The organism is Rhodanobacter ginsengisoli (assembly GCF_042657065.1).
In the GTDB taxonomy this organism is placed as follows: Bacteria; Pseudomonadota; Gammaproteobacteria; order Xanthomonadales; family Rhodanobacteraceae; genus Rhodanobacter; species Rhodanobacter ginsengisoli.
Map to the genome: position 1 here is coordinate 999350 of NZ_JBHSNF010000001.1, position 22600 is coordinate 1021949.

Sequence of the window (22600 nt, forward strand, 5' to 3'; positions counted from 1 at the left end):
CATGGAAAACATCCTGCCGATCCAGAGATTTCCCGCGGGCCCCCGGATGTCGCGGCGACGAGTGCTCGGCGCCTATCTGGCGGAGGCGCGCAGCGAATGCCTGCGCTACCTGCGCGCGCCGGCGTTCATCCTGCCGATGACGCTGTTCTCGACCGTGTTCTACCTGATGTTCGGGGTGCTGATAAATCACGGCGAGGCGTCACGTTACCTGCTGGCCAGCTACAGCGCGTTCGGCATTATCGGGCCGGGCCTGTTCGGCTTCGGCGTCTCGCTGGCGATCGAGCGCGACGGTGGTTTGTTGACTCTCAAGCGGGCCCTGCCGATGCCACCGGGTGCGTACCTGCTGGGCAAGATGGTGATGGCGATGATCGCTGCCACCGTGGTGACGGTGTTGTTGTTGCTGATCGGCCTGTTCCTGGCCCATGTGGTGCTGAGCCGGGGCCAGATCCTGGCGTTGCTGGCCACCGGTACATTCGGCGTGCTGCCGTTCTGCGCACTGGGCATGTTCGTGGGGACCCTGATCAAGGGGCAGGGCGCGCCGGGGCTGCTGAACCTGGTCTACCTGCCGATGGCGTTCCTGTCCGGCCTGTGGCTGCCGCTGTCGATGCTGCCCCGTGCGTTGCAGCAGCTCGCGCCGCTCTGGCCCAGCTATCACCTGAATCAATTGACGCAGGCGGCGGTCGGCTTGAACCGGGGTCCGCTGCTGCCGCATGTGCTGGTGCTGAGCGGCTTTGCCGCGGGCTTCCTGCTGCTGGCGGCGCGACGCCTGCGTCGGTACGGTTGAAGTAGCATGACGACGCAGAAAGGCTCTGCGGGGGCGAGCGCCATGATTCGACGAGTAACCGCATTTCTTGCGCCGGCGCCGGATTCGCTGGTCGCGTCGAGTATCCGCCGGGGCAAGTCGCCCTGGACCGATGCGGTGCACCTGCTTTGGTCGGCCTGGCTGTTCGTCACTCCCATCTGGAGTGGCGATGGCTGGAGCGCCCGCTGGCTGGTCTTCACGCTGGCCAGCTACCCGGTATTCCTGCTGCTCTACTACAAGAGCGTGGTGGCGCCACGGGCCACGGCGCGCAGCTACGCGCTGGCGATGGTCCTGCTGAGCATCGCGCTGGTTTCCTGGTATCCCAGCGGCCTGACCTATTTCGTCTATGGCTGCGTGATGCTGCGCGTGTGCCGCATGTCCTTTCGCGCCTACCTGGCGTGGCTGGTCGCGCTCAACGCCGCCCTGCTGCTGGAGACCTGGCTGCTGCACTATTCATGGCAGGCGGTATTCTCGATCCCGCTGACCTCGTTCATCGTCGGCATCGTGATCAATGCCGAGCGCACCAGCGAGGAGAAGGATGCGCAACTGCAACTTTCCCACGACGAGGTGCGACGCTTGGCGGCCACCGCCGAGCGTGAACGGATCGGCCGCGACCTGCACGACCTGCTCGGTCATACGCTGTCGCTGATCACGCTGAAGCTGGAGCTCTCCCGCAGGCTGTTCGACCGCGATCTCGAAGCGGCCCGGCGCGAGGTCGGGGAGGCCGAGAAAGTGGCGCGTCACGCATTGGCCGAAGTGCGCAGTGCCGTGAGCGGCATTCGCGCCAGCGATCTGGCGGCCGAGCTGGCCGCTGCCAGGCTGATGCTGGAGTCTTCGGGCGTGTCGCTTCAATCCGGTCATCCGCCGGACGATCTGCCGAAGCCGGTGGAGTGCGGCTTGTCACTGGTGCTGCGCGAGGCCGTCACGAATATTGCCCGCCATGCCCAGGCGAGCATGGCCACCATCGAACTGCAGCGTGAGCATGCCAGCGTGCGCATGGACATCAGCGACAACGGTCGCGGCGGGATTCACTCGGAGGGCAATGGCATGAGCGGGATGCGCGAGCGGGTGCGGGCGTTGGGCGGCAGCCTGACGGTGGAGTCGCCGCGAGGCGGTGGTACGCGATTGCGGGTGGTGGCGCCCATCCCGGTCCTGCGGCTGGTGCAGGCGACCCCGTCACCTGGCGAGGCGGCGCATGTCGCGCAGCAGTCCAGGCCAGGCTCCGGGCACTCCGCCGCATGATTCGCGTCTTGCTGGCCGAGGACCAGGCGATGGTGCGCGGTGCGCTGTCGGCGCTGCTGGGCATGGAATCCGATATCGAGGTGCTTGGCTCGGCTGCGGATGGCGAAGCGGCGTGGCGCGAGCTGCAACGACTGAAGCCCGATGTGCTGGTCACCGACATCGAGATGCCCGGACTGACCGGACTGGAGCTGGCACAGCGCATCCAGCGCCAGCAGTTGTCGATCAAGGTAGTCATCGTCACCACGTTTGCGCGGCCCGGGTTCCTGCGTCGTGCGCTGGACGCCGGTGTGTCGGGTTATCTGCTGAAGGACGCGCCCGCCGAGAACCTCGCCGAGGCGCTGCGCACTGTGCATCGCGGCGGCCGCGCGATCGACCCCGAACTGGCGCTGGAAGCCTGGTCCGAAGCCGATCCGCTGAACGATCGCGAACGCCAGGTCTTGCGATTGGCTGGTGAGGGCCAGTCGGCCGGCGACATCGCGGTGCACCTGAATCTGTCGCATGGCACGGTGCGCAATTACCTCTCCGAGGCCATCGGCAAGCTCGGCGTCGGCAATCGCATCGAGGCCTACCGGCTGGCGCGGCAGAAGGGCTGGCTGTAGATACCCGCGCAACCCGCGGCCTGCTGCGGGATAATGCGCGGCTACCGCCCGCTGGCCGAGTTTCCCTTGAAGAAGTCCGATTTCGATTTTGAATTGCCGCCCGAGCTGATCGCGCAGGCGCCGCTGCCGGAGCGTTCGGCCAGTCGCATGCTGTTGCTGGACGTGGCGGGGCGCTCGTTGCAGGACCGCATGTTCCGCGAGTTGCCGGACTTCCTGCGGCCCGGCGACCTGCTGGTGTTCAACGATACCCGCGTGCTGCCGGCGCGTCTGCATGGACGCAAGGAAAGCGGCGGTGCGGTCGAGATCCTGATCGAGCGGGTCACCGGTGCGCATGAGGCCACCGTGCAGCTGGGTGTCAGCAAGAAGCCGAAGGAAGGCGGCCGGATCGAGCTGGCCGATGGCAGCCATGCGGTGGTGCTGGGGCGTGACGAGGGCTTTTTCCGGCTGCATTTCGAGGCGCCCGAGCCGCTGGAGAAACTGCTGCTGAAGCTGGGCGAGATGCCGCTGCCGCCCTATATCGAGAGGCGTGCCGACGCCAGCGACATGGAGCGCTACCAGACCGTGTTCGCGCGCGAGCCCGGTGCGGTCGCCGCGCCCACGGCCGGGCTGCACTTCGACGAGGCGATGCTGGACGAGTTGCGCCGGCGCGGCATCGAGTTCGGCTACGTCACCCTGCATGTCGGCGCCGGGACCTTCCAGCCGGTGCGTGCGGATGACCTCAAGGATCATCAGATGCATCGCGAGTGGCTCAACGTCGGTGCGCATCTGATCGGCCAGATCCGCCGCACCCGCGCGAACGGGGGCCGTGTGATCGCGGTCGGCACGACCGTGGTGCGGGCGCTGGAGAGCGCCAGCAAGGACGGCGTGCTGCACCCGTTCGCCGGCGAAACGCAGATCTTCATCTTTCCCGGTTACCGCTTCAGCAGCATCGACGGTCTGCTGACCAATTTCCATCTGCCGCAGTCGACCCTGCTGATGCTGGTATCGGCGCTGGCCGGGCGCGAGACCATCCTGGATGCATACCGCCATGCGGTCGAACAGGGTTACCGGTTTTTCTCGTACGGCGATGCGATGCTGATCCTGCCGGGCCAGGGGTCGTAGTGACTTCTCGCGTGTGAAAAGTGACTCCGACCCCTTGCGGGCTCGATAATGGGCGAATGACTGCCATGAAATTCGACCTGAGCGCCACCGACGGCCCCGCGCGCCGCGGCCGGCTCACCTTCGCCCGCGGCACGGTGGAGACGCCGGCATTCATGCCGGTGGGCACCTACGGTTCGGTCAAGGCGATGACCCCGCGCGACGTCACCGAGACCGGCGCCGAGATCATCCTGGGCAACACCTTCCACCTGTTCCTGCGCCCGGGTCTGGAAATCGTCGAGAAGTTCGACGGGCTGCACAAGTTCATCGGCTGGGACAAACCCATCCTCACCGATTCCGGCGGTTTCCAGGTGTTCTCGCTGGCGCACAAGCGCAAGATCACCGAAGAGGGGGTGACGTTCGCCTCGCCGGTGGACGGCTCCAAGGTGTTCCTGTCGCCCGAGGTGTCGATGCAGATCCAGACGACGCTGGACTCGGACATCGCGATGATCTTCGACGAATGCACCCCGTATCCGGCGACCGAGAAGGTCGCCGCGGACTCGATGGAGCTGTCGTTGCGCTGGGCGGAACGTTCGCGCCGGGCGTTCGATGCGCTGGGCAATCCGAATGCGTTGTTCGGGATCGTGCAGGGCAGCGTGTACGAGAACCTCCGGCGGCGTTCGGCCGAAGGCCTGGTGAACATCGGTTTCGACGGCTATGCCGTCGGCGGTCTGGCGGTCGGCGAGCCGGAGGCCGAGCGCAACCACGCGCTGGATTTCACCGTACCGCTGCTGCCGCGGGACAAGCCGCGTTACCTGATGGGCGTGGGCCGGCCGGAGGACATCGTGGAAGCGGTGCTTCGCGGCATCGACATGTTCGACTGCGTGATGCCGACCCGCAACGCGCGCAACGGTTTCCTGTTCACCGCCGAGGGCACGTTGCGCATCCGCAACGCGAAGTTCGCCGGGGATACCCGCGTGATCGAGCCCGGCTGCGACTGCCATGCCTGCAGCGGCGGCTTCAGTCGTGCCTACCTGCGCCACCTCGATCGCTGCAACGAGATTCTCGGCAGCCAGCTCGCCACCATGCACAACCTGCGTTATTACCAGCGCCTGATGGCCGGCCTGCGCGACGCGATCGCCGGTGGCACGCTGGATGTGTTCGTCGGCGAGTTCCGTGCGCAACGGCAAGGGGCGTCGGTGGTCTGACGGGTGCGGCTCGGTGGGCCGGCCTGCAGCATGGCCTGCCGGACGGCCTTGCAACCGGCTGCCGCTGCCCTCAGTAATCCCCTGGTCGGGGATCGGCTACGCCGTGCACGTGCCGGGGGGGCGTGGCATAATCGAGAATCTTTTATCGGGTGTTCAGCAAAAATGGCTGGATACACCACAACTTGCGAGACAAACTGATGAGTCTTCCGATCTCCGCCGTGATCGCCCAGGCCGCTGCCCCGCAGCCCGCCGGTGGTGGCATGTACACGATCATGATGATGGTGGGACTGTTCGTCCTGATGTATTTCATGATGATCCGCCCGCAGATGAAGCGTCAGAAAGAGCATCGTGCCCTGGTCGCCGGTCTGGCCAAGGGCGACGAAGTGGTCACCAATGGCGGCATCGCCGGACGGGTGGAGGAAGTGGGCGAAACCTTCATCACGATCGAGATCGCGGCCAACGTGAAGGTGAAGCTGCAGAAGGGCGCGGTGCAGCAGGTCTTGCCCAAGGGCTCGCTGAAGTCCGTTTGATGGCGGTGGGGATATCCCGCCCGGCAGTTGGCGGCGGCGGTTTTCCACGCGACTATTTCTCGATTATTGCTAACGCCGCGGCCCGTTGCCGCGGCTTTGACGGGTTCATGGCATGAGTGATTTTCCCCGCTGGAAGTACGCGCTGGTCGCACTGGTGATGTTGTTCGGCTTGCTTTACGCGCTGCCGAATGCCTTCCCCCCGGTGCCTGCCGTGCAGGTCACGGCCAATCGAGGCGCCGCACCGATCGACCAGGCGATACAGCAGAAGGTGTCCCAGGCGCTCACCCAGCAGCATATTGCGTTCGGCAAGGTCATCGTCGAGGGCGATCATCTGCTGACCACATTTGCGGACTCCGACGTGCAGAAGAGTGGCCTGGACGCGATCAAGTCGCTGCTGGGCGACGGCTATACGGTCGCGTTCAAGCTGCAGTCGGTGGTGCCTGGCTGGCTGCGTGCGATCGGCGCGCGATCGATGCCGCTGGGTCTCGATCTGCAGGGTGGCGTGCACTTCCTGATGCAGGTCGACGAGAACGACGCGATCGACAAGCAGGAAAGCAGTTATGCGGATGACATCCGCAGCCTGCTGCGCGACAAGAACATCCGTTACGAATCCGTGGCGCGCAACACCGTCCGCGGTCAGGGCATCACGGTGATCCTGCGCTCGGAAGCCGATCGCACGACTGCGTCCGATGCGATCGCCAACGAATATACCGACCTCAACGTGTCCAACGGTCCCAGCACGGGTGACCGGTTTGCATTGAATGTCGTGATCAAGCCTGAAAAGCTGCGCGAACTGACGCGCAGCGCGATCACCCAGAACCTGGGCACACTGCGCAACCGCATCAATGCATTGGGCGTGTCCGAGCCGCTGATCCAGCAGCAGGGCGACAGCCGCATCGTGGTCGAGCTGGCCGGTGTGCAGGATCCGACCGAGGCGAAGAAACTGATCGGTGCCGTGGCCACCCTGCAATACCGCCCCGGCATCGGCGATCCCGGCGACGCCCAGGCCACCGAAGCCGCGCGTACCGGGAATATCCCGCCCGACGCGAATCTCTACTACATGCGTGACAGCCATCGGCCGGTACTGGTCAGCAAACAGATCATCGTGACCGGCAACCAGCTGGTGGACGCCTCCTCGGGTATCGATCAGCAGAGCGGCACGCCCAAGGTGGACGTCACCCTGAACGCCGCCGGCGCCAGGAAGATGGGCGACTTCACCAACGCGAATGTCGGCAAGCCGATGGCGGTGGTGTATGTCGAGCAGGTCTACGAGACCAAGGTGGTCGACGGCAAGGAAGTGCGCGTTCCCAAGGTCACCGAAACGGTGATCAATGACGCCCATATCGCCAGCCCGTTCAGTCGGCAGTTCCAGACCACCGGCCTGGGCAGCCCGAAGGAAGCCTCCGACCTGGCCCTGCTGCTCAAGAGTGGTGCGCTGGCCGCGCCGATGGACATCGTCGAGGAAGGCGTGATCGGCGCCAGCCTGGGACAGGACAACATCAGCAAGGGCTTCAAGGCGGTGCTGCTGGGCCTGGCGCTGGTGCTGCTGGCGGCAGCGATCTACTACAAGCTGTTCGGCCTGGTCGCCGACATCGCGCTGTTCTTCAACCTGGTGATCCTGGTGGCGGTGATGTCGCTGATCGGCGTCACCCTGACCATGCCCGGGGTGGCCGGTATCGTGCTGACCCTGGGCATGGCGATCGACGCCAACGTACTGATCTGCGAACGCGTGCGTGAGGAACTGCGCAACGGCTCGACCCCGCACGCCTCGATCCGCGCCGGCTACGAGAAGGCCTGGTCGACCATCCTGGACGCCAACGTGACCCACCTGATCGCCGCGCTGGCACTGACCACGATGGGTACCGGCGCGATCAAGGGCTTCGGTGTGACGTTGATGATCGGCATCCTGACTTCGCTGTTCACCTCGGTGACCCTGACCCACGCGTTCACCGCGTTGATCCACGGCCACCGCAAGCTCAAGACCCTTTCGGTGTAAGGGCGGGAATCACGATGGAAATCTTCAATCACAACAGCAATATCCCGTTCCTGGGCATGCGCAAGTACAGCATCGCCATCGCCATCTTCCTGATGGTTGCCTCGATCGCGCTGATCGCCGTCAAGGGTCTGAACTACGGGCTGGACTTCACCGGTGGCGTTTCGATGAAGGTCGATTACAGCAAATCGGTGGCGATTTCCGATGTGCGTGATGCGCTGGCCAAGGGTGGGTTCGATCGTGCCCTGGTGCAGAGCCTCGGCGGCACCCGCGAGGTGTCGATCCGGCTGCAGCCCAAGGACGATCCCGCGGCGATGTCGGCCGCCGGCAAGGTCAACCTCGACCGCATCGCCGCCGACGTGACCAAGGCGCTGCAGGTGGCCCGCCCCGACGCCAAGCTGAAGAGCCGCGACTACGTCACCGCCGAAGTCGGTGCCGAGCTGAAGAGCGACGGTACCGTGGCGGCCGTGTTCGTGATCCTCGGCATCATGGCCTACCTGTGGATCCGCTTCGAGCGGCGCTTTGCGATCGCCGCGGTGGCCACCGAGGTTCACGATGTGCTGGTGACGCTGGGCATCCTGGCACTGGTGCAGCGCGAGTTCGACATGACCGTGCTGGCGTCGGTGCTGGCGGTGATCGGTTACTCGATCAACGACAAGGTGGTGGTATTCGACCGCATCCGCGAGTTGTTCCGCCTGGCGCGCAAGGCCGAGCCCGAGGAGATCCTCAACCGCTCGATCAACAACACGCTGTCGCGAACCATCATCACCTCGCTGTTCACCAGCATCACCATGGGCGCGCTGTTCTTCTTCGGCGGTACCGCGGTGCACGGTTTCGCGGTCACCATGTTGATCGGCATCCTGGTCGGCACGCTGTCGTCCATCTTCGTCGCCAGCCCGATCCTGCTGTGGCTGGGCGTGTCGAAGAAGGACCTGATGCCGGTGACCCGCGACAATCCGGAGCTGGCGCGTCGTCCGTAAGCGGTCGGCTTTTGCGATCCCACGAAAGGCCCGGCATTGCCGGGCCTTTTGTTTTTCGCCGTGCCGCGAAGCCACTGGATCGACTGCCTTCGATAGCGACCGGATGCCCCGAACCGGCTAAATATTTCCCGGTCACGGTCGATAGCCGTCAGGAGGGATATTCGATCCCGCGATGGAATTCGCATGCTTGTCGTAGTGGGTACCCTGATTGTCCTCATCAGCGTTCTGGGCGGCTATCTGCTCTCGCATGGTCAGCTGCTGGCGTTGTGGCAGCCGTATGAGCTGCTGATCATCGGCGGCGGCGCGGCCGGTGCGTTCCTGACCGCCAATCCGGCGAAGATCGTCAAGGCGGCTTTCCAGGACATGCTGGGCCTGCTGAAGGGGCCGGCGTATCGTCGCCAGGACTATGTCGACCTGCTATCGCTGCTGTATGACATCTTCAGCGTGATGCGCAAGGAGGGACTGCTGGGGCTGGAGTCGCACATCGAGGAGCCGGCCACCAGCGAGGTCTTCTCTGCTTATCCGCGGCTGCTGGCCGAGCAGAACCTGATCGAGTTCATCACCGATTGCCTGCGCCTGATCGTGGGCGGCAGCATGAACCCGCACGAGCTGGAACAACTGCTCGAAGTGGAGCTGGAAACCCATCAGCATGAAGCCGAGGCGCCGGCGATGGCGGTCATGAAGTCGGCCGACGCGCTGCCCGGCTTCGGCATCGTGGCCGCCGTGCTCGGCATCGTGACCACCATGTCGCAGCTCGGTGGCGACACCTCGAAGATCGGCGAGCACATCGCCGGCGCACTGGTGGGCACGTTCCTCGGCATCCTGCTTTGCTATGGCTTCGCCGGGCCGCTGGCTTCGGCGATGGAAAACAAGGTGCACGAGGACGGCAAGGCGTACGAATGCGTCAAGGTGGCGCTGATGGCCAACCTGCGCGGCTACAACCCGATGGTGGCGGTGGAGTTTGCGCGCAAGTCGCTGGCCGGGCATGCGCGGCCAAGCTTCCTCGACCTGGAGGGGCATCTGAAGGGCGACCGCAGCGGAGCCGGTGCGTGAGCGAGGAGCTGCAACCGATCATCATTCGCCGGAACCGGCGCAAGAGGCATGGCCATCACGGCGGGGCGTGGAAGGTTGCCTACGCGGACTTCGTCACGGCGATGATGGCGTTTTTCCTGGTGATGTGGCTGCTCGGGGTGGGGACCACCGCGCAGAAGGCAGCGATTTCCGAATACTTCAAGAATCCCAGCATGACCCCGGGGACCGCGACGGTCGCGCCTCCGGGGAAGTTCGGTCCCGGAGGTGCCAGCGACAGCGCGATCCAGCTGGGAGGTGCGATGGACATGTCGCATGGCCCGGGCAAGGACAAGCATGGTGCGCCGATCGTCAAGAAGGATGTCGAAGCGGCCGCCGCGCTGGCGCACAAGCAGGAAAAGGCGCGACTGGACCAGCTGATGAAACAGCTCAATGCCGCGATACAGAGCAGCCAGGCGCTGGCACCGTTCAAGGACCAGCTGCTGATCGACATCACGCCGGAGGGCTTGCGCATCCAGATCGTCGACAAGCTCAATCGTCCGATGTTCGACCTGGGCAGCGCCACGCTGAAGCCGTATACGGTGCGGATCCTCGGTGAGCTGGGGGCATCGATCAACAGCGTGCCGAACATGATCAGCATTTCCGGGCATACCGATGATGCGCCGTACAGCGGCGAGCACGACTACAGCAACTGGGAGCTGTCGGCGGACCGGGGCAACGCGGCGCGGCGGGCGCTGATTGCCGGTGGTCTGCAGGCGGACAAGGTCGCCCGTGTGGTGGGCCTGGCGGCGGCCGTGCCGTTCGACAGGCTGCACCCCGGCGATCCGGTCAACCGTCGCATCAGCATCATCGTGATGACCAGCCAGGCGGAGAAGGCCGCGCTGTCGCAGGAAATGGCCGGCGGCATCCCGGTACCCTCATCCACGCCGATGCTCCCATCGGCGCCGCCATCCGTACCGCCATCCGGCGACAGGGCGACGCTGGCGCAACTGCCGCCGTTGCCGCCGGTGATCCGCCCGGCCACCGCTGCGGAGATCCAGGAGTCGGGATCGCGCGGGGCGCAGAAGCTGGCCTCGCCCTGACCTCAGTCGTTGTCGACCGGATGATGCACCTGCAGCCAGGCATCGATCTGCTGCAGGCGCTCGGGCGTGCCGACATCGGTCCACAGGCCGCCGTGGTATGAACCGGTGACGGCCTCGTGGGCCATCGCCGCGCGCAGCAGCGGCACCAGTTTGAATGCCGGCGGTGTGCGCAGTGCACCCGCGGCATGGCCGATCGCACGCTGCCAGTGCTGCAGCAAGCCGGGCCGGAACACGCCGACGCCGCTGAACGTCAGTCTCGGTCCACCGTGCCCGTGCAGCAGCCCGTCCGGACCCAGCGCGAAATCACCGTGGGGGTGATGGGCCGGATTGTCGACCATCAGCAAGTGCGCCAGCCCGGCAGGCTCGGCCGGCAACCGGCCGAAGTCCGCATCGCACCAGATGTCGCCGCTGACGGTGATGAACGGCTCGGCGCCGAGCAGCGGCAGCGCGTTCAGCATGCCGCCGCCGGTTTCCAGTGGCGTGTCGCCTTCATAGGCATAGCGGATGCGCAGGCCCCAGCGCGAGCCGTCGCCGAGCGCGTCGGGAAACTGTTCGGCCAGATGCGAGGTGTTGATCACCACGTAATGCACGCCGGCATCGGCCAGCTTTTCCAGATGCCATTCGATCAGCGGCTTGCCGCCCACCCGCAACAGCGGCTTGGGCGTGTGATCGGTCAGCGGGCGCATGCGCTCGCCGAGGCCGGCGGCGAAAATCAGGGCATGCCTCATGCGGCCACCGCCAGGCGCAGGTCGCGCTCGCCGACGGATCGTGTAAGCAGTGCCGCGAAATCGGCCAGCTCGGGATAGCGGCCGGCCACGTCGATCACGTAGGCGTAGACCCGCGGCAGATCCTCGAGGTAGCCGTGCTTGTCATCGCGGTAGTGCAGCCGGCAGAAGATGCCCAGCACCTTGATGTGCCGTTGCAGGCCGATCAGGTCGAACCAGCGCAGGAAGCGTGCGCGGTCGACATCGGCGGCCAGCAGCCGTGCGTCGCGCAGGCGCTGGCGATAGCTCTCCGCCCACGCCTCGACGCGCGGGCGATCCCACGCGATGTAGCAGTCGCGCAGTAGCGAGGCGAGGTCGTAGCTGATCGGACCGACCAGGGCGCCCTGGAAATCTATGATGCCGGGATTGTTGGTTTCGACGATCAGCAGGTTGCGGCTGTGGTAGTCGCGGTGCACGAAGCAGCGCGGCTGTTCCAGCGCGTTGTGCAGCAGCACGGTGAAGCCGGCCTCCAGTACATCCCACTCCTCGCACGCGGGCGAATGGCCCAGGTGCCGGCCGAGAAACCATTCCGGCATGATCTCCAGCTCACGCTGCAGGAAGGCGCGGTCGTAAGCCTGCATGCCGCTCACGTCGACGTCGCGCTGCATGCGCAGCAGGGCGTCCATCGCATCGCCGTACAGTGCATCCACCGTGGCATCGGTCAGTGCCGGCAGGTAGAGCCGGGAGCCGAGGTCCTCGATCAGCAGGAAACCCTGCTGCAGGTCCTGCGCCCGCACTTCGGGCACATGCAGTCCGGCGGCCGACAGGCGCGCGCCGATCTCCAGCCACGGTGCGGGATCCTCCTGCGCCGGCGGCGAATCCATCAGGATCCAGCTCTGCCCGGCATGCCGGGTGCGCCAGTAGCTGCGAAAGCTGGCATCCGCCGAGGCCGGCGCCAGCGTCAGCGAGGCATCGTCGAGGATGCGGCGTATCCATTCCAAGCGGGCGGTGGCGCGATCGTGGTTTTTCATCGGCGGGATCAGGCAAGGGTGATTCAGCTTATCGCCCGGACGGTCCGGCGAAAACCGGATTGTCGCCGGATCCCACGGGGAGCATCGTGTTGACACGGCGCCGATTCGTGCTAGACCTACAGCGCCCAGGGGAGGCGGCGACCGCATGCCGATTGCCGGCCGGGCAGGCTGTTCGACCAGATCACCCGCGCAGACAAAGCCAGGGGAATCGCATGGGAGAGGGCACGACCGGGTTGTCCATGACGAGGCGCCAGTTGCTGCGCATGATCGGTCTGGGCGCGGGCAGCGCGGCGATGTACCAGGCGATGAGCAGCCTGGGTTTCGCGGCCGAATCGAACTATCGGGGGCCGGTCAGCCTCAGCGGTGCGCCGAAGGGCTCTTCGGTGCTGATCCTGGGCGCCGGCATCGCCGGCATGGTGGCAGCCTACGAATTGCGCAAGGCCGGCTACAAGGTGCAGGTGCTCGAATACAACGCGCGCGCCGGTGGCCGCAACTGGAGCCTGCGCGGCGGCGATCGCTACACTGAACTCGGTGGCGCCAGCCAGGAGTGCCGGTTCGACCCGGGGCTCTATATCAATCCCGGTCCATGGCGGTTGCCGTATCACCACCGGGGCATCCTCAGTTATTGCAAGTTGCTGGGCGTGCCGCTGGAGGCGTTCGTCCAGGTCAACAACAACGCCTGGCTGCACAACAGCCAGGCGTTCGACGGCAAGCCGCAGCGTTTTCGTGCGGTCAAGGCCGACTATCACGGACACGTCGCCGAGCTGCTGGCGAAGGCGACCCAGGGCAGCCGGCTGGATGCGCTGGTGAGCCACGAGGACCAGGAAAAACTGCTGGCTTCCCTGCGTGACTGGGGCGCGCTCGACAAGAACTACGCCTATGTCAAAGGCGGGCTCAGCAACAGCCGGCGCGGGTACGAGCGCGATCCGGGCGGCGGCCTCGGTGGGCGTCCGGTCTTTTCCGAACCGTTGCGCCTGCATGACCTGCTCGACTCGGGTTTGTGGGGTGCCCTGCCGTTGGGCGACGACTACGACATGCAGACCACCCTGTTCCAGCCGGTCGGTGGCATGGGCATGATCGGCCAGGCTTTCGCGCGCGAGCTGGGCCCGCTGATCCGCTACAACGCCAGGGTGGTGGACATCCACCAGGACGAGCACGGCGTGCGCGCCACGTTCGAGGACGCCACGGCGCCGGGCAGCCGCCAGGGGGCCGTCGCCGACTGGTGCGTCTGCACCATTCCGTTGTCGATACTCGGTCAGATCCCGATGAACGTGGGCGCGCCGATGGCCGAGGCGATCGCGGCGGTGCCCTACGCCCCGGCGGTGAAGATCGGCCTGCAGTTCAAGCGCCGGTTCTGGGAAGAGGACGAACAGATCTACGGCGGCATCAGCTACACCGACCTGCCGATCGGGGTGATCGGCTATCCCAGCACCGGTTATCACGGCAGCGGCAAGGGCGTCCTGCTGGGTGGCTATGTCTGGGGTCTGGATGCGATGGAGTTCACCGCCATGACGCCGCAGCAGCGCGTGGCCAAGGCGGTGGAATACGGCAGCCGGATCCATCCCCAGTATCCCGCCGAATTCGACAACGGCGTGGCCGTGGCCTGGCACCGCTCGCCGTTCACCATGGGCTGCTTCGGCATGTGGACGGAAGCCGCGCGGGCAAGACATTACGACAACCTGTGCCGGTTCGATGGCCGCATCGTGCTGGCCGGCGAGCATGCGTCCTACATCCCGGCCTGGCAGGAAGGCGCGGTGACCTCGGCACTGGATGCGATCGGCCGGTTGCACCAGCGCGCGGTGGCAGGAGGGTCGGTGGCATGAAGACGATGACGGCAGGGCGTCGGACGGCCGGTCGCACGGCGGCGCTGGTCTGGCTGATCGCCGCGGGCAGCGCACCGGTGATGGCCCAGAGAATAGGCAACGTCTACGGTCCGGCGCTGCAGGCCGCCGACGGCGAGCAGATCTATGCGCATATCTGTCGGGGTTGCCACATGCCGAAAGGGCAGGGTGCCATCGGCGCCGGCCGCTATCCCGCCCTGGCCGGCGATCCCGCGCTGGCGTCGGCGTCTTTCGTGGCGCTGACCGTACTGAACGGGCGTCGCAACATGCCGCGGTTTGCCCCGCGTGCCGATGCCGGGGAGTTCTTCTTCGCCATGCCCGTGCTGAGCGACGCGCAGGTCGCGGCAGTCACCAACTATGTGCGCACCCACTTCGGCAATCACTACAGCGACCGCATCACCGCGGCCGAGGTCCGGGCGCTGCCGCATTGATTGCGCCAACGGATCAGCCATGCCGGTTCCCATTCCGTCACCAGGAAAAATCATGAACAAGTCCATGTCGCGATGGCTTTCCCTGCTGCTGATCGTTCCGTTTGCGGTCTCGGCCCGGGACGTGATCCGCCACAAGCTGCCCCACGGCAGCAGCTTCCCGATTTCCGCCGCGGTGGAAGTGCCTGCGGGCAGAACCATGGTCTACCTCAGCGGCATGGTGCCGCCCGTGGTCGATGCGAGCGTGGCCAAGGACAGTGTGGCCGCCTATGGCGATACCCGCATGCAGACCATCGGCGTGCTGAAGGCGATCGAGGCGGAACTGGCCGGCCTGCACCTGGGCATGGGCGATGTGGTGAAGATGCAGGTCTTCCTGGTCGGCGACCCGGCCGCGGGCGGCAAGATGGATTTCGCCGGTTTCATGCAGGGCTATACGCAGTTTTTCGGGACCAGGGCGCAGCCCAACCTGCCGGTGCGTTCGGCGATGCAGGTGGCCGCGCTGGCCAATCCGGGCTTCCTGGTCGAGATCGAGGTGACCGCGGTACGACCCTGAGCCACGTTGGTGTCGACGAGCGGATGTTGCGTTGTCGCACGCGATCGGCGGGCAGGCGGCGATCCAGCTGCCCGGGACGACTGATGCACGAATCGCTCAGGACAGGTTGTAGGCCTTCTCTTCGTGCAGGGCCAGATCCAGGCCCATCTGCTCCTGCTCCTCGGTGACCCGCAGGCCGAGGGTCCAGTCGATCAGCTTCAGGATCAGCAGGCTCAGCAGCGCGCTCCAGATCACGGTGAAGCCGACGCCCCTGGCCTGGATCCACAACTGTCCGCCGAGACTGCTTACGTTGCCGAAGCCGCCCAGGCTGGCGGCGGCCAGCGGGCCGGTCAGCAGGGCGCCGATGATGCCGGCGATGGCGTGCACGCCGAACACATCGAGCGAGTCGTCGTAGCCGAGCTTGCGCTTGAGTCTGGTGGCGGTGAAGAAACACGCGGCACCGGCCAGCAGGCCCAGCACCAGCGCACCGCCGGGGCCGATCGTGCCGGCCGCGGGAGTCACCGCAACGAGGCCGGCCACCGCGCCGGACACGATGCCCAGCACGCTGGGACGACGATGGATCAGCCACTCGACGCTGATCCAGCCGATCGCGGCGGCGGCGGTGGCGATCTGGGTGGTCAGCATCGCCATGCCGGCGCTGCCGTTGGCGGCCAGCGCCGAACCGGCGTTGAAGCCGAACCAGCCCAGCCAGACCAGGGCCCCGCCGATCACCGTATAGCCCAGGTTGTGCGGTGGCATGTGGGTGGTCGGGTAGCCCTTGCGCTTGCCGATCACCAGGCAGGCCACCAGTCCGGCGATGCCGGCGTTGATGTGCACCACGGTGCCGCCAGCGAAGTCCAGCACGCCCATGTCGCCCAGCAGCGAGCCGGGACCGCCCCAGACCATGTGGGCCATCGGCAGGTAGACCAGGGTCAGCCACAGGCCGCTGAACCAGAGCATCGCGCTGAACTTCATGCGTTCGGCGAACGCGCCCACGATCAGTGCCGGGGTGATGATCGCGAAGGTCATCTGGAACATCACGAACACGCTTTCCGGCACCGTGTTGTAGAGCGTGTCGGGCCTGATCCCGGCCAGCATCGCCCGATCCATGCCGCCGATGATCGAATGCAGGTTGAACACGCCTGCCTGCATGCCCTCGGTGCTGAACGCCAGCGAGTAGCCATAGATCACCCACAGCACGCTGACCAGCGCGGTGATCGCAAAACACTGCATCAGCACCGACAGCAGGTTCTTGGCGCGCACCATGCCGCCGTAGAACAGCGCCAGGCCGGGGATGGTCATCAGCAATACCAGCATGCTGGAGGTCAGCATCCAGGCGGTATCGCCGCTGTCCAGGTGGGCCGGTGCGGCCTGTGCCAGCGCCGGCAGCGCCAGCAGGCAAGCGGCCACGATCCGTGCCATCCGCGTGGCTGGCAGTGGCCGCTTCGGTTCAGAGCGCATCGGCGTCGACCTCCTGTGTGCGGATGCGGATGACCTGTTCCAGTGCGCTGACGAAGATCTTGCCATCGCCGATCTTGCCGGTGCGGGCCGCGCTGCTGATCGCCTCGATCGCGTGATCGAGGCGATCGTCGCTGACCGCCAGTTCGATCTTCAGCTTGGGCAGGAAGTCGACCACGTACTCGGCGCCGCGATACAGCTCCGTGTGCCCATGCTGCCGGCCGAAGCCCTTCACCTCGGTCACGGTCATGCCTTCCACGCCGGCCTCGGCCAACGCCTCGCGCACGTCGTCGAGCGTGAACGGCTTGATGATGGCCGTGATCCATTTCATGTCGTGCTTCTCCCGATTCGGACTCACCGGCGAGGCAGCACGATGCATGCCAGCACGGCCGTGCGAGGCCGGGCGCCGCTGTCGTCACGCCGATGAAGTTGACGTGCACGATATGCGGGCAATGAACGAGAGGTGTTGCCCGAACATGGTGCATGAGGTGGCATTGACCGCGCGGGCTTGAATCAGTACCATTTTAGTCCCGATTCAAACGACTCCCGTCCAGAGCGCTCCGCATGCTCCGCGTCAGCCGATTAACCGATTACGCCACGGTGGTGATGACCTGCATCGCGGCGCATCCGGCCGAGGTGCTCAGTACGGTGCAGATTGCCGATGAGACCCGGCTCGAGTTGCCGACCGTGAGCAAGCTGCTGAAGGCGCTGGGTCACGCCGCACTGGTCGAGTCGTTCCGGGGCGTCAACGGCGGTTACCGGCTGGCCCGACCGGCCAGCGAGATATCCCTGGCCGAGATCGTCGAGGCGCTGGAAGGTCCGATCGGCATGACCGAATGCAGCGTGGCCGAGGGCCAGTGCGATCGCGAATCGCAATGCGGCGTACGCGGCAGCTGGCAACGGATCAACAGCGTGCTGGACAACGCATTGCGCGCGGTCAGCCTGGCCGAGATGCTCAAGCCGCTGGCGCCGGGCCGAAAGATTGCCGTCACCGTGAAAACCGGGGAGGCCACCACCGAATGAATGGCAGCATGATCAACGAAAGAAGCAGTGCCAGCACACTCCGCGACAACGCCGGCGTGGCCGAAGTCCTCGGCCGCGGCTATTCGGCCGGTTTCGTCACCGAGATCGAGATGACCGGCCTGCCGCCGGGCCTCAGCGAAGAGACCGTGCGCCAGATATCGGCCATCAAGGGCGAGCCGACATGGATGACCGAATGGCGGCTGGAGGCCTATCGCCACTGGCTGACCATGCCCCGGCCCGACTGGGCCAAGCTCAATATCGACCCGATCGACTACCAGGCGATCAGCTACTACGCCGCGCCCAAGGCCGGCCCGAAATCGCTGGACGAGGTCGATCCAGCCTTGCTGGAAACCTACGAGAAGCTGGGCATTCCGCTGCACGAGCGCGCGGCACTGGCCGGCGTGGCGGTCGATGCGGTGTTCGACTCGGTCTCGGTCGGCACCACGTTCCGCAAGCAGCTGGCCGAGGCCGGCGTGCTGTTCTGCTCGATGAGCGAGGCGGTGCGCGAGTACCCGGAAATCGTGCGGAAATACCTGGGCAGCGTGGTGCCGACCGGCGACAACTTCTTCGCTGCGCTGAACTCGGCCGTATTCTCCGACGGCAGCTTCGTGTTCATCCCCAGGGGCGTGCGCTGCCCGATGGAGCTGAGCACCTATTTCCGCATCAACGCGCAGAACACCGGCCAGTTCGAACGCACCCTGATCGTGGCCGAGGAAGGCAGCCACGTGTCCTACCTCGAAGGCTGTACCGCGCCCAAGCGCGACGAGAACCAGCTGCACGCGGCGGTGGTCGAGCTGGTGGCGCTGGAGAAGGCGCAGATCAAGTACTCGACCGTGCAGAACTGGTACCCCGGCGACGAGAACGGCGTCGGCGGCATCTACAATTTCGTGACCAAGCGCGGCGACTGCCGCGGCGACGACGCCAAGATCAGCTGGACCCAGGTCGAAACCGGCTCGGCGATCACCTGGAAATACCCCAGCGTGGTGCTGCGCGGCGATCGCTCGGTGGGCGAGTTCTACTCGGTGGCGTTGACCCATCATCACCAGCAGGCCGACACCGGCACCAAGATGATCCACATCGGCAAGGGCACCAAGTCGAAGATCGTCTCCAAGGGCATCAGCGCCGGGCGCAGTTCCAACAGCTACCGCGGCCTGGTCAAGATCGAGAAGGGCGCCGAGGGCGCGCGCAACTACACCCAGTGCGACAGCCTGCTGATCGGCAAGAAGTGCGGCGCGCACACCTTCCCGTACATGGAAGTGAAGAATTCGAGCGCGATCGTCGAGCACGAGGCGACCACCTCGAAGATCTCCGACGACCAGATGTTCTATTGCCGCGCGCGCGGCATCAGCGAGGAGGACGCCGTCTCGATGATCGTCGACGGCTTCTGCAAGCAGGTGTTCCGCGAGCTGCCGATGGAGTTCGCGGTGGAGGCGAAGAAGCTGCTCGAGGTATCGCTGGAAGGCGCGGTGGGCTGATGCGCGGGCGCACCGAAGTGCGCGATGCATCGGACCATGACAAAACCCATCGCGCACACGGTGCGCTCCTACAGATTGTGTCGAGTTCAAACCATGCTGAAGATCGAAAACCTGCACGCCCGCGTCGAGGGCAAGGAAATTCTCAAGGGGCTCAGCCTCACCGTCAACGCGGGCGAGGTGCACGCGATCATGGGCCCCAACGGCGCCGGCAAGTCCACCCTGGGCAATGTGCTGTCCGGGCGTGAGGGCTACGAGGTCACCGCCGGCAGCGTGAGCTACAACGGCATCGACCTGCTGGCGCTGGAGCCGGAGGCGCGCGCCGCCGCCGGGGTGTTCCTGGCATTCCAGTACCCGGTGGAGATTCCCGGCGTCAACAACACCTACTTCCTGCGCGCGGCGGCGAATGCGCAGCGCAAGGCGCGTGGCGAGAAGGAGCTCGATTCCATGCAGTTCCTCAAGCTGGTGCGCGAGAAGCTGAAGGTGATGCAGATCTCCGACGAGCTGCTGCACCGGGCGGTCAACGAAGGGTTTTCCGGCGGCGAGAAGAAGCGCAACGAGATTTTCCAGATGGCCGTGCTGGAACCGCAGCTGGCGATTCTCGACGAGACCGACTCGGGCCTGGACATCGACGCGCTGAAGCAGGTGGCACAGGGCGTCAACATGCTGCGCTCGCCCGATCGCGCGTTCCTGATGATCACCCATTACCAGCGCCTGCTCGATTACGTGGTACCGGATTTCGTGCACGTGCTGGCCGACGGTCGCATCGTCGAAAGCGGCGACAAGTCGCTGGCGCTGAAGCTGGAGGAGCATGGCTACCGCGGCATCGGCGAGTCGCAGCCGGCCGGAGCACGCGCATGAGCCAGCCGGCATCGCTGCCGTTGATCGAGTCCCTGCTTGACACGCCGCTGCCGCCCAGCGGCATCGCCTGGCTGGATGCGGCGCGGCAGGAGAATCGTGATGCGTTCGCCGCCAGCGGCCTGCCCGATACGCGAGTGGAGGCCTGGAAATACACCGCGCTGCGCGCGCTTGGCCAGCGTCGTTTCGCCGCTGCCGACGCCGACGCGCTGACCCGCGCCGTCGACCCGGCGACGCTGGCTCTGCCCGGTGTCGACGGCGCGCGGCTGGTCTTCGTCAACGGCGTGTTCCGTGCCGATCTCTCGACACTCGACGCGCTGCCGGCGGGGCTCAGCCTGGCGCCTTTGTCGCTGGCGCTGCAGGGCGATGCGGAGCCGCTGCGTTTCGCCCTGTCGCGGCATTACCGCGAAGTGGGCGATGCCTTCGCGCGGATCAATGCGGCCCGTGCGGGTGACGGCGTGGTACTGCGTGTCGCCGCCGACGCGAAAATCGGCGAGCCGGTGCACCTGGTCTTCGTCGGCGCGGCTGCCGGAGCCGACCTGGCCTGGCATGCGCGCAATGTGATCGAGCTGGGCGAAGGTGCCGAGCTGAACCTGGTCGAGCAGCACCTCGCCAGCGGTGAACCGGTGCAGCTGGCGACCCTGGTCAGCGATATCGAATTGCGCCAGGGCGCGCGCCTGCATCACACCGTCGTGCAGAACGCCGGAACCGGCGCCAGCCTGATTCGTCGCAGCAGCCTGCGCCTGCATGCCGATGCGCAGGCGACCTCGCACCTGCTGGAACTGGGCGGCGCGCTGGTGCGTCACGACCTGCAGTCGGAGCTGATCGGCGATCATGCGCAATTCCACAGCCGCGGCGTGTTCATGCCGCACGGTCGCCAGCATATCGATACCCAGCTGGCGATCCTCCATCAGGCACTGAACACCACGTCGACCTCGACCTGGCGCGGCGTGGCCAGCGACCGTGCGCGCGGCGTGTTCCGCGGGGCCATCCTGGTGGCGACCGGAGCCGACGGCAGCGATGCCAACCTCAGCAACAAGAATTTGTTGCTGTCGCCCAGTGCCGAGATCGATACCAAGCCCGAGCTGGAGATCCATGCCGACGAGGTGAAGGCCGCGCACGGCGCCACCGTCGGCCAGCTCGACGAGCGCGCCCTGTTCTACCTGCGCTCGCGCGGCATTCCGCTGGGCGAGGCGCGCGCGCTGCTCACCGCGGCGTTCTGTCGTGCCGTGCTGGACGACCTGCCGAACGAACCGCTGCGCGAGCATCTCGCGTCCCTGCTGCTGGTCCATCTGCCCAGCACGTGATGGGTACCTTGATGCCCTCTCCCCGCCGGAGAGAGGGCAGGGGTGAGGGGCCACGCCCGAGCCGATCTCGATCGCAGCGTTCACAGGGATGGGACCACGCTCCCGTCGTACTCCATCGAAGCGAAATGAAACGATGACCACACCAGCCACCACGCCCACCGTTTTCGATGTCCAGCGCATCCGCGCGGACTTCCCGCTGCTCGCGCGCAGCGTGCACGGCAAGCCGCTGGTGTATTTCGACAACGCCAACACCAGCCAGAAGCCGGTGACGGTGATCGAGGCGATGAATACCCACTACCGCGAGCACAACGCCAACGTGTCGCGCGCGGTGCATCAGCTGGGCGAGGAGGCCACGGCAGCCTACGAGGGTGCGCGCGACAAGCTGGCGCAGTTCATCAATGCCCCGTCGCGAAACGAACTGATCCTCACTTCCGGCACCACCCAGGCGATCAACCTGGTGGCCTACAGCTATGCGTTGCCGCGACTCGCGCCGGGCGACGCGATCCTCACCACGGTGATGGAACACCACGCCAACATCGTGCCGTGGCAGCTGGTCGCCCAGCGCAGCGGGGCCATGGTGAAGGCGGCGCCGATCAACCAGCGCGGCGAGCTGATCGTCGAGCAGTATCTGGCGATGCTGACGCCGGAGGTGAAGCTGGCCTGCGTCACCCACGTGTCCAACGTGCTGGGCACGGTGAACCCGGTGCGCGAGATTGCCAGGGAATGTCGCCGGCGCGGGATCCCGCTGCTGGTCGACGGCTCGCAGGCGGTGCCGCACCGCCCGGTCGACGTGCAGGCGCTGGGCTGCGATTTCTATGCCTTCACCGGACACAAGATGCTGGCGCCCACCGGCACCGGCGGGCTGTGGGCGAAGCGCGAACATCTGGAGGCGATGCCGCCGTTCTTCGGCGGCGGCGAGATGATCCGCGAAGTGCGTTTCGACGGCACCACGTTTGCCGCGCCGCCGCACAAGTTCGAAGCCGGCACGCCGAACATCGCCGGGTTCGTGGGGCTGGCCGCCGCCATCGACTACTACCATTCGGTGGGCTTCGAGGCGATCCACGTGCACGAGCAGCAGTTGCTGGCCTATGCCACCGAGCGCCTGCGCGACGTGCCCGGCCTGCGCATCTTCGGCGAGGCGGCGGAGAAGGAGCCGGTGATCTCATTCCTGATCGAAGGTGCCCAGGCCACCGACATGGCCACCCTGCTCGATCTGCAGGGGATCGCCGTCCGCTCGGGTCATCACTGCGCGCATCCGCTGATGCAGTTCTACGGCGTGCCCGCCACGCTGCGTGCCTCGCTGGCGTTCTACAACACGCGCGAGGAGATCGACCATTTCGTCACCGCCCTGCTCAAGGTGCGCAAGCTGCTGATGTGAGCGCGTCCGACGAACGCATGGCCCCG

Annotated in this window: 22 protein-coding genes; 18 read left to right on the plus strand and 4 right to left on the minus strand. The window is 66.0% G+C overall.

From position 1 onward, the window contains the following. Window position 1 precedes the first annotated feature (1 nt). The 10 genes from ACFPPA_RS04420 to motB all read left to right on the plus strand — a co-directional run bounded on the left by ACFPPA_RS04420 (window position 2) and on the right by motB (window position 10542). Window positions 2-784: an ABC transporter permease gene (locus tag ACFPPA_RS04420; RefSeq protein ID WP_377317631.1), complete on the plus strand. Its 783-nt coding sequence runs from the start codon at window positions 2-4 to the stop codon at window positions 782-784. A gap of 42 nt (window positions 785-826) precedes the next feature. Beyond that, entirely contained in the window at window positions 827-2044 is a 1218-nt protein-coding gene (locus ACFPPA_RS04425) for a sensor histidine kinase (protein WP_377317633.1), read from the plus strand. Continuing rightward, window positions 2041-2643, plus strand: a complete 603-nt coding sequence (locus tag ACFPPA_RS04430; RefSeq protein WP_377317636.1) for a response regulator transcription factor — start codon at window positions 2041-2043, stop codon at window positions 2641-2643. Before ACFPPA_RS04425 ends, ACFPPA_RS04430 begins: the two co-directional genes overlap by 4 nt. Window positions 2644-2709: 66 nt before the next feature. Further along, entirely contained in the window at window positions 2710-3744 is a 1035-nt protein-coding gene (queA, locus tag ACFPPA_RS04435; protein WP_377319449.1) for a tRNA preQ1(34) S-adenosylmethionine ribosyltransferase-isomerase QueA, read from the plus strand. Window positions 3745-3800: 56 nt separating this feature from the next. Next, window positions 3801-4928, plus strand: coding sequence for a tRNA guanosine(34) transglycosylase Tgt (gene tgt, locus ACFPPA_RS04440; protein WP_377317638.1), 1128 nt, complete (start codon window positions 3801-3803; stop codon window positions 4926-4928). Window positions 4929-5125: 197 nt separating this feature from the next. Continuing rightward, on the plus strand, window positions 5126-5458 hold the full coding sequence (gene yajC, locus ACFPPA_RS04445) for a preprotein translocase subunit YajC (protein ID WP_377317640.1): 333 nt from the start codon (window positions 5126-5128) through the stop codon (window positions 5456-5458). Between the two features lie 112 nt (window positions 5459-5570). Then, window positions 5571-7454 (plus strand): protein translocase subunit SecD, encoded by a 1884-nt coding sequence (secD, locus tag ACFPPA_RS04450; protein ID WP_377317642.1) that lies wholly within the window; start codon window positions 5571-5573, stop codon window positions 7452-7454. A gap of 14 nt (window positions 7455-7468) precedes the next feature. Beyond that, window positions 7469-8431: a protein translocase subunit SecF gene (gene secF, locus ACFPPA_RS04455; protein ID WP_377317644.1), complete on the plus strand. Its 963-nt coding sequence runs from the start codon at window positions 7469-7471 to the stop codon at window positions 8429-8431. A gap of 183 nt (window positions 8432-8614) precedes the next feature. Further along, window positions 8615-9484, plus strand: a complete 870-nt coding sequence (gene motA, locus ACFPPA_RS04460; protein WP_377317646.1) for a flagellar motor stator protein MotA — start codon at window positions 8615-8617, stop codon at window positions 9482-9484. Further along, window positions 9481-10542: a flagellar motor protein MotB gene (gene motB, locus ACFPPA_RS04465; protein ID WP_377317648.1), complete on the plus strand. Its 1062-nt coding sequence runs from the start codon at window positions 9481-9483 to the stop codon at window positions 10540-10542. The genes motA and motB overlap by 4 nt, the downstream gene beginning before the upstream one ends. A gap of 2 nt (window positions 10543-10544) precedes the next feature. Here motB and murU read toward each other — a convergent pair whose 3' ends face one another. Both murU and ACFPPA_RS04475 read right to left on the minus strand, forming a co-directional pair. Further along, window positions 10545-11270 (minus strand): N-acetylmuramate alpha-1-phosphate uridylyltransferase MurU, encoded by a 726-nt coding sequence (murU, locus tag ACFPPA_RS04470; RefSeq protein ID WP_377317650.1) that lies wholly within the window; start codon window positions 11268-11270, stop codon window positions 10545-10547. Continuing rightward, entirely contained in the window at window positions 11267-12277 is a 1011-nt protein-coding gene (locus tag ACFPPA_RS04475; protein ID WP_377317652.1) for an aminoglycoside phosphotransferase family protein, read from the minus strand. The genes murU and ACFPPA_RS04475 overlap by 4 nt, the downstream gene beginning before the upstream one ends. Window positions 12278-12516: 239 nt before the next feature. Here ACFPPA_RS04475 and ACFPPA_RS04480 point away from each other — a divergent pair, with 239 nt between their 5' ends. The 3 genes from ACFPPA_RS04480 to ACFPPA_RS04490 are packed head-to-tail and all read left to right on the plus strand — an operon-like array spanning window position 12517 to window position 15099. Then, on the plus strand, window positions 12517-14100 hold the full coding sequence (locus tag ACFPPA_RS04480; RefSeq protein ID WP_377319450.1) for a flavin monoamine oxidase family protein: 1584 nt from the start codon (window positions 12517-12519) through the stop codon (window positions 14098-14100). After that, window positions 14097-14549 carry a c-type cytochrome gene (locus ACFPPA_RS04485; RefSeq protein WP_377317654.1) on the plus strand — a complete coding sequence of 151 codons (453 nt, stop codon included), beginning with the start codon at window positions 14097-14099 and terminating at the stop codon, window positions 14547-14549. Before ACFPPA_RS04480 ends, ACFPPA_RS04485 begins: the two co-directional genes overlap by 4 nt. Window positions 14550-14601: 52 nt before the next feature. Further along, a complete protein-coding gene (locus ACFPPA_RS04490; RefSeq protein ID WP_377317656.1) occupies window positions 14602-15099 on the plus strand; it encodes a RidA family protein in 498 nt (165 codons plus the stop codon). Between the two features lie 96 nt (window positions 15100-15195). Here the strand turns inward: ACFPPA_RS04490 and ACFPPA_RS04495 are convergent, their stop codons facing one another. Both ACFPPA_RS04495 and ACFPPA_RS04500 read right to left on the minus strand, forming a co-directional pair. Continuing rightward, window positions 15196-16539 (minus strand): ammonium transporter, encoded by a 1344-nt coding sequence (locus ACFPPA_RS04495; protein WP_377317658.1) that lies wholly within the window; start codon window positions 16537-16539, stop codon window positions 15196-15198. Beyond that, window positions 16529-16867, minus strand: coding sequence for a P-II family nitrogen regulator (locus ACFPPA_RS04500; protein WP_377317660.1), 339 nt, complete (start codon window positions 16865-16867; stop codon window positions 16529-16531). Before ACFPPA_RS04500 ends, ACFPPA_RS04495 begins: the two co-directional genes overlap by 11 nt. A gap of 233 nt (window positions 16868-17100) precedes the next feature. On the opposite strand from ACFPPA_RS04500, the gene ACFPPA_RS04505 reads away from it, so the two are divergent. The 5 genes from ACFPPA_RS04505 (at window position 17101) to ACFPPA_RS04525 (ending at window position 22574) form a co-directional block, all read left to right on the plus strand. Further along, window positions 17101-17559, plus strand: coding sequence for an SUF system Fe-S cluster assembly regulator (locus ACFPPA_RS04505; protein ID WP_377317662.1), 459 nt, complete (start codon window positions 17101-17103; stop codon window positions 17557-17559). Window positions 17560-17567: 8 nt separating this feature from the next. Further along, window positions 17568-19034 (plus strand): Fe-S cluster assembly protein SufB, encoded by a 1467-nt coding sequence (sufB, locus tag ACFPPA_RS04510; protein ID WP_377317664.1) that lies wholly within the window; start codon window positions 17568-17570, stop codon window positions 19032-19034. A gap of 93 nt (window positions 19035-19127) precedes the next feature. Next, window positions 19128-19892, plus strand: a complete 765-nt coding sequence (gene sufC, locus ACFPPA_RS04515) for a Fe-S cluster assembly ATPase SufC (protein WP_377317666.1) — start codon at window positions 19128-19130, stop codon at window positions 19890-19892. Then, window positions 19889-21196, plus strand: coding sequence for a Fe-S cluster assembly protein SufD (gene sufD, locus ACFPPA_RS04520; protein WP_377317668.1), 1308 nt, complete (start codon window positions 19889-19891; stop codon window positions 21194-21196). The genes sufC and sufD overlap by 4 nt, the downstream gene beginning before the upstream one ends. Window positions 21197-21329: 133 nt before the next feature. Continuing rightward, window positions 21330-22574, plus strand: a complete 1245-nt coding sequence (locus ACFPPA_RS04525; protein ID WP_377317670.1) for a cysteine desulfurase — start codon at window positions 21330-21332, stop codon at window positions 22572-22574. Window positions 22575-22600 lie beyond the last annotated feature (26 nt).

Excerpts from the sequence above, each read along its gene's own strand:
- ACFPPA_RS04525 (WP_377317670.1), top strand. The coding sequence starts at position 21,330 with ATGACCACACCAGCCACCACGCCCACCGTTTTCGATGTCCAGCGCATC.
- sufD (WP_377317668.1), top strand. The coding sequence starts at position 19,889 with ATGAGCCAGCCGGCATCGCTGCCGTTGATCGAGTCCCTGCTTGACACG.
- ACFPPA_RS04485 (WP_377317654.1), top strand. The coding sequence starts at position 14,097 with ATGAAGACGATGACGGCAGGGCGTCGGACGGCCGGTCGCACGGCGGCG.
- ACFPPA_RS04480 (WP_377319450.1), top strand. The coding sequence starts at position 12,517 with ATGACGAGGCGCCAGTTGCTGCGCATGATCGGTCTGGGCGCGGGCAGC.
- ACFPPA_RS04475 (WP_377317652.1), bottom strand. The coding sequence starts at position 12,277 with ATGAAAAACCACGATCGCGCCACCGCCCGCTTGGAATGGATACGCCGC.
- sufB (WP_377317664.1), top strand. The coding sequence starts at position 17,568 with ATGATCAACGAAAGAAGCAGTGCCAGCACACTCCGCGACAACGCCGGC.
- ACFPPA_RS04420 (WP_377317631.1), top strand. The coding sequence starts at position 2 with ATGGAAAACATCCTGCCGATCCAGAGATTTCCCGCGGGCCCCCGGATG.
- secD (WP_377317642.1), top strand. The coding sequence starts at position 5,571 with ATGAGTGATTTTCCCCGCTGGAAGTACGCGCTGGTCGCACTGGTGATG.
- murU (WP_377317650.1), bottom strand. The coding sequence starts at position 11,270 with ATGAGGCATGCCCTGATTTTCGCCGCCGGCCTCGGCGAGCGCATGCGC.
- ACFPPA_RS04505 (WP_377317662.1), top strand. The coding sequence starts at position 17,101 with ATGCTCCGCGTCAGCCGATTAACCGATTACGCCACGGTGGTGATGACC.
- ACFPPA_RS04495 (WP_377317658.1), bottom strand. The coding sequence starts at position 16,539 with ATGCGCTCTGAACCGAAGCGGCCACTGCCAGCCACGCGGATGGCACGG.
- sufC (WP_377317666.1), top strand. The coding sequence starts at position 19,128 with ATGCTGAAGATCGAAAACCTGCACGCCCGCGTCGAGGGCAAGGAAATT.
- motA (WP_377317646.1), top strand. The coding sequence starts at position 8,615 with ATGCTTGTCGTAGTGGGTACCCTGATTGTCCTCATCAGCGTTCTGGGC.
- yajC (WP_377317640.1), top strand. The coding sequence starts at position 5,126 with ATGAGTCTTCCGATCTCCGCCGTGATCGCCCAGGCCGCTGCCCCGCAG.
- ACFPPA_RS04500 (WP_377317660.1), bottom strand. The coding sequence starts at position 16,867 with ATGAAATGGATCACGGCCATCATCAAGCCGTTCACGCTCGACGACGTG.
- ACFPPA_RS04425 (WP_377317633.1), top strand. The coding sequence starts at position 827 with ATGATTCGACGAGTAACCGCATTTCTTGCGCCGGCGCCGGATTCGCTG.
- ACFPPA_RS04490 (WP_377317656.1), top strand. The coding sequence starts at position 14,602 with ATGAACAAGTCCATGTCGCGATGGCTTTCCCTGCTGCTGATCGTTCCG.
- ACFPPA_RS04430 (WP_377317636.1), top strand. The coding sequence starts at position 2,041 with ATGATTCGCGTCTTGCTGGCCGAGGACCAGGCGATGGTGCGCGGTGCG.
- secF (WP_377317644.1), top strand. The coding sequence starts at position 7,469 with ATGGAAATCTTCAATCACAACAGCAATATCCCGTTCCTGGGCATGCGC.
- tgt (WP_377317638.1), top strand. The coding sequence starts at position 3,801 with ATGACTGCCATGAAATTCGACCTGAGCGCCACCGACGGCCCCGCGCGC.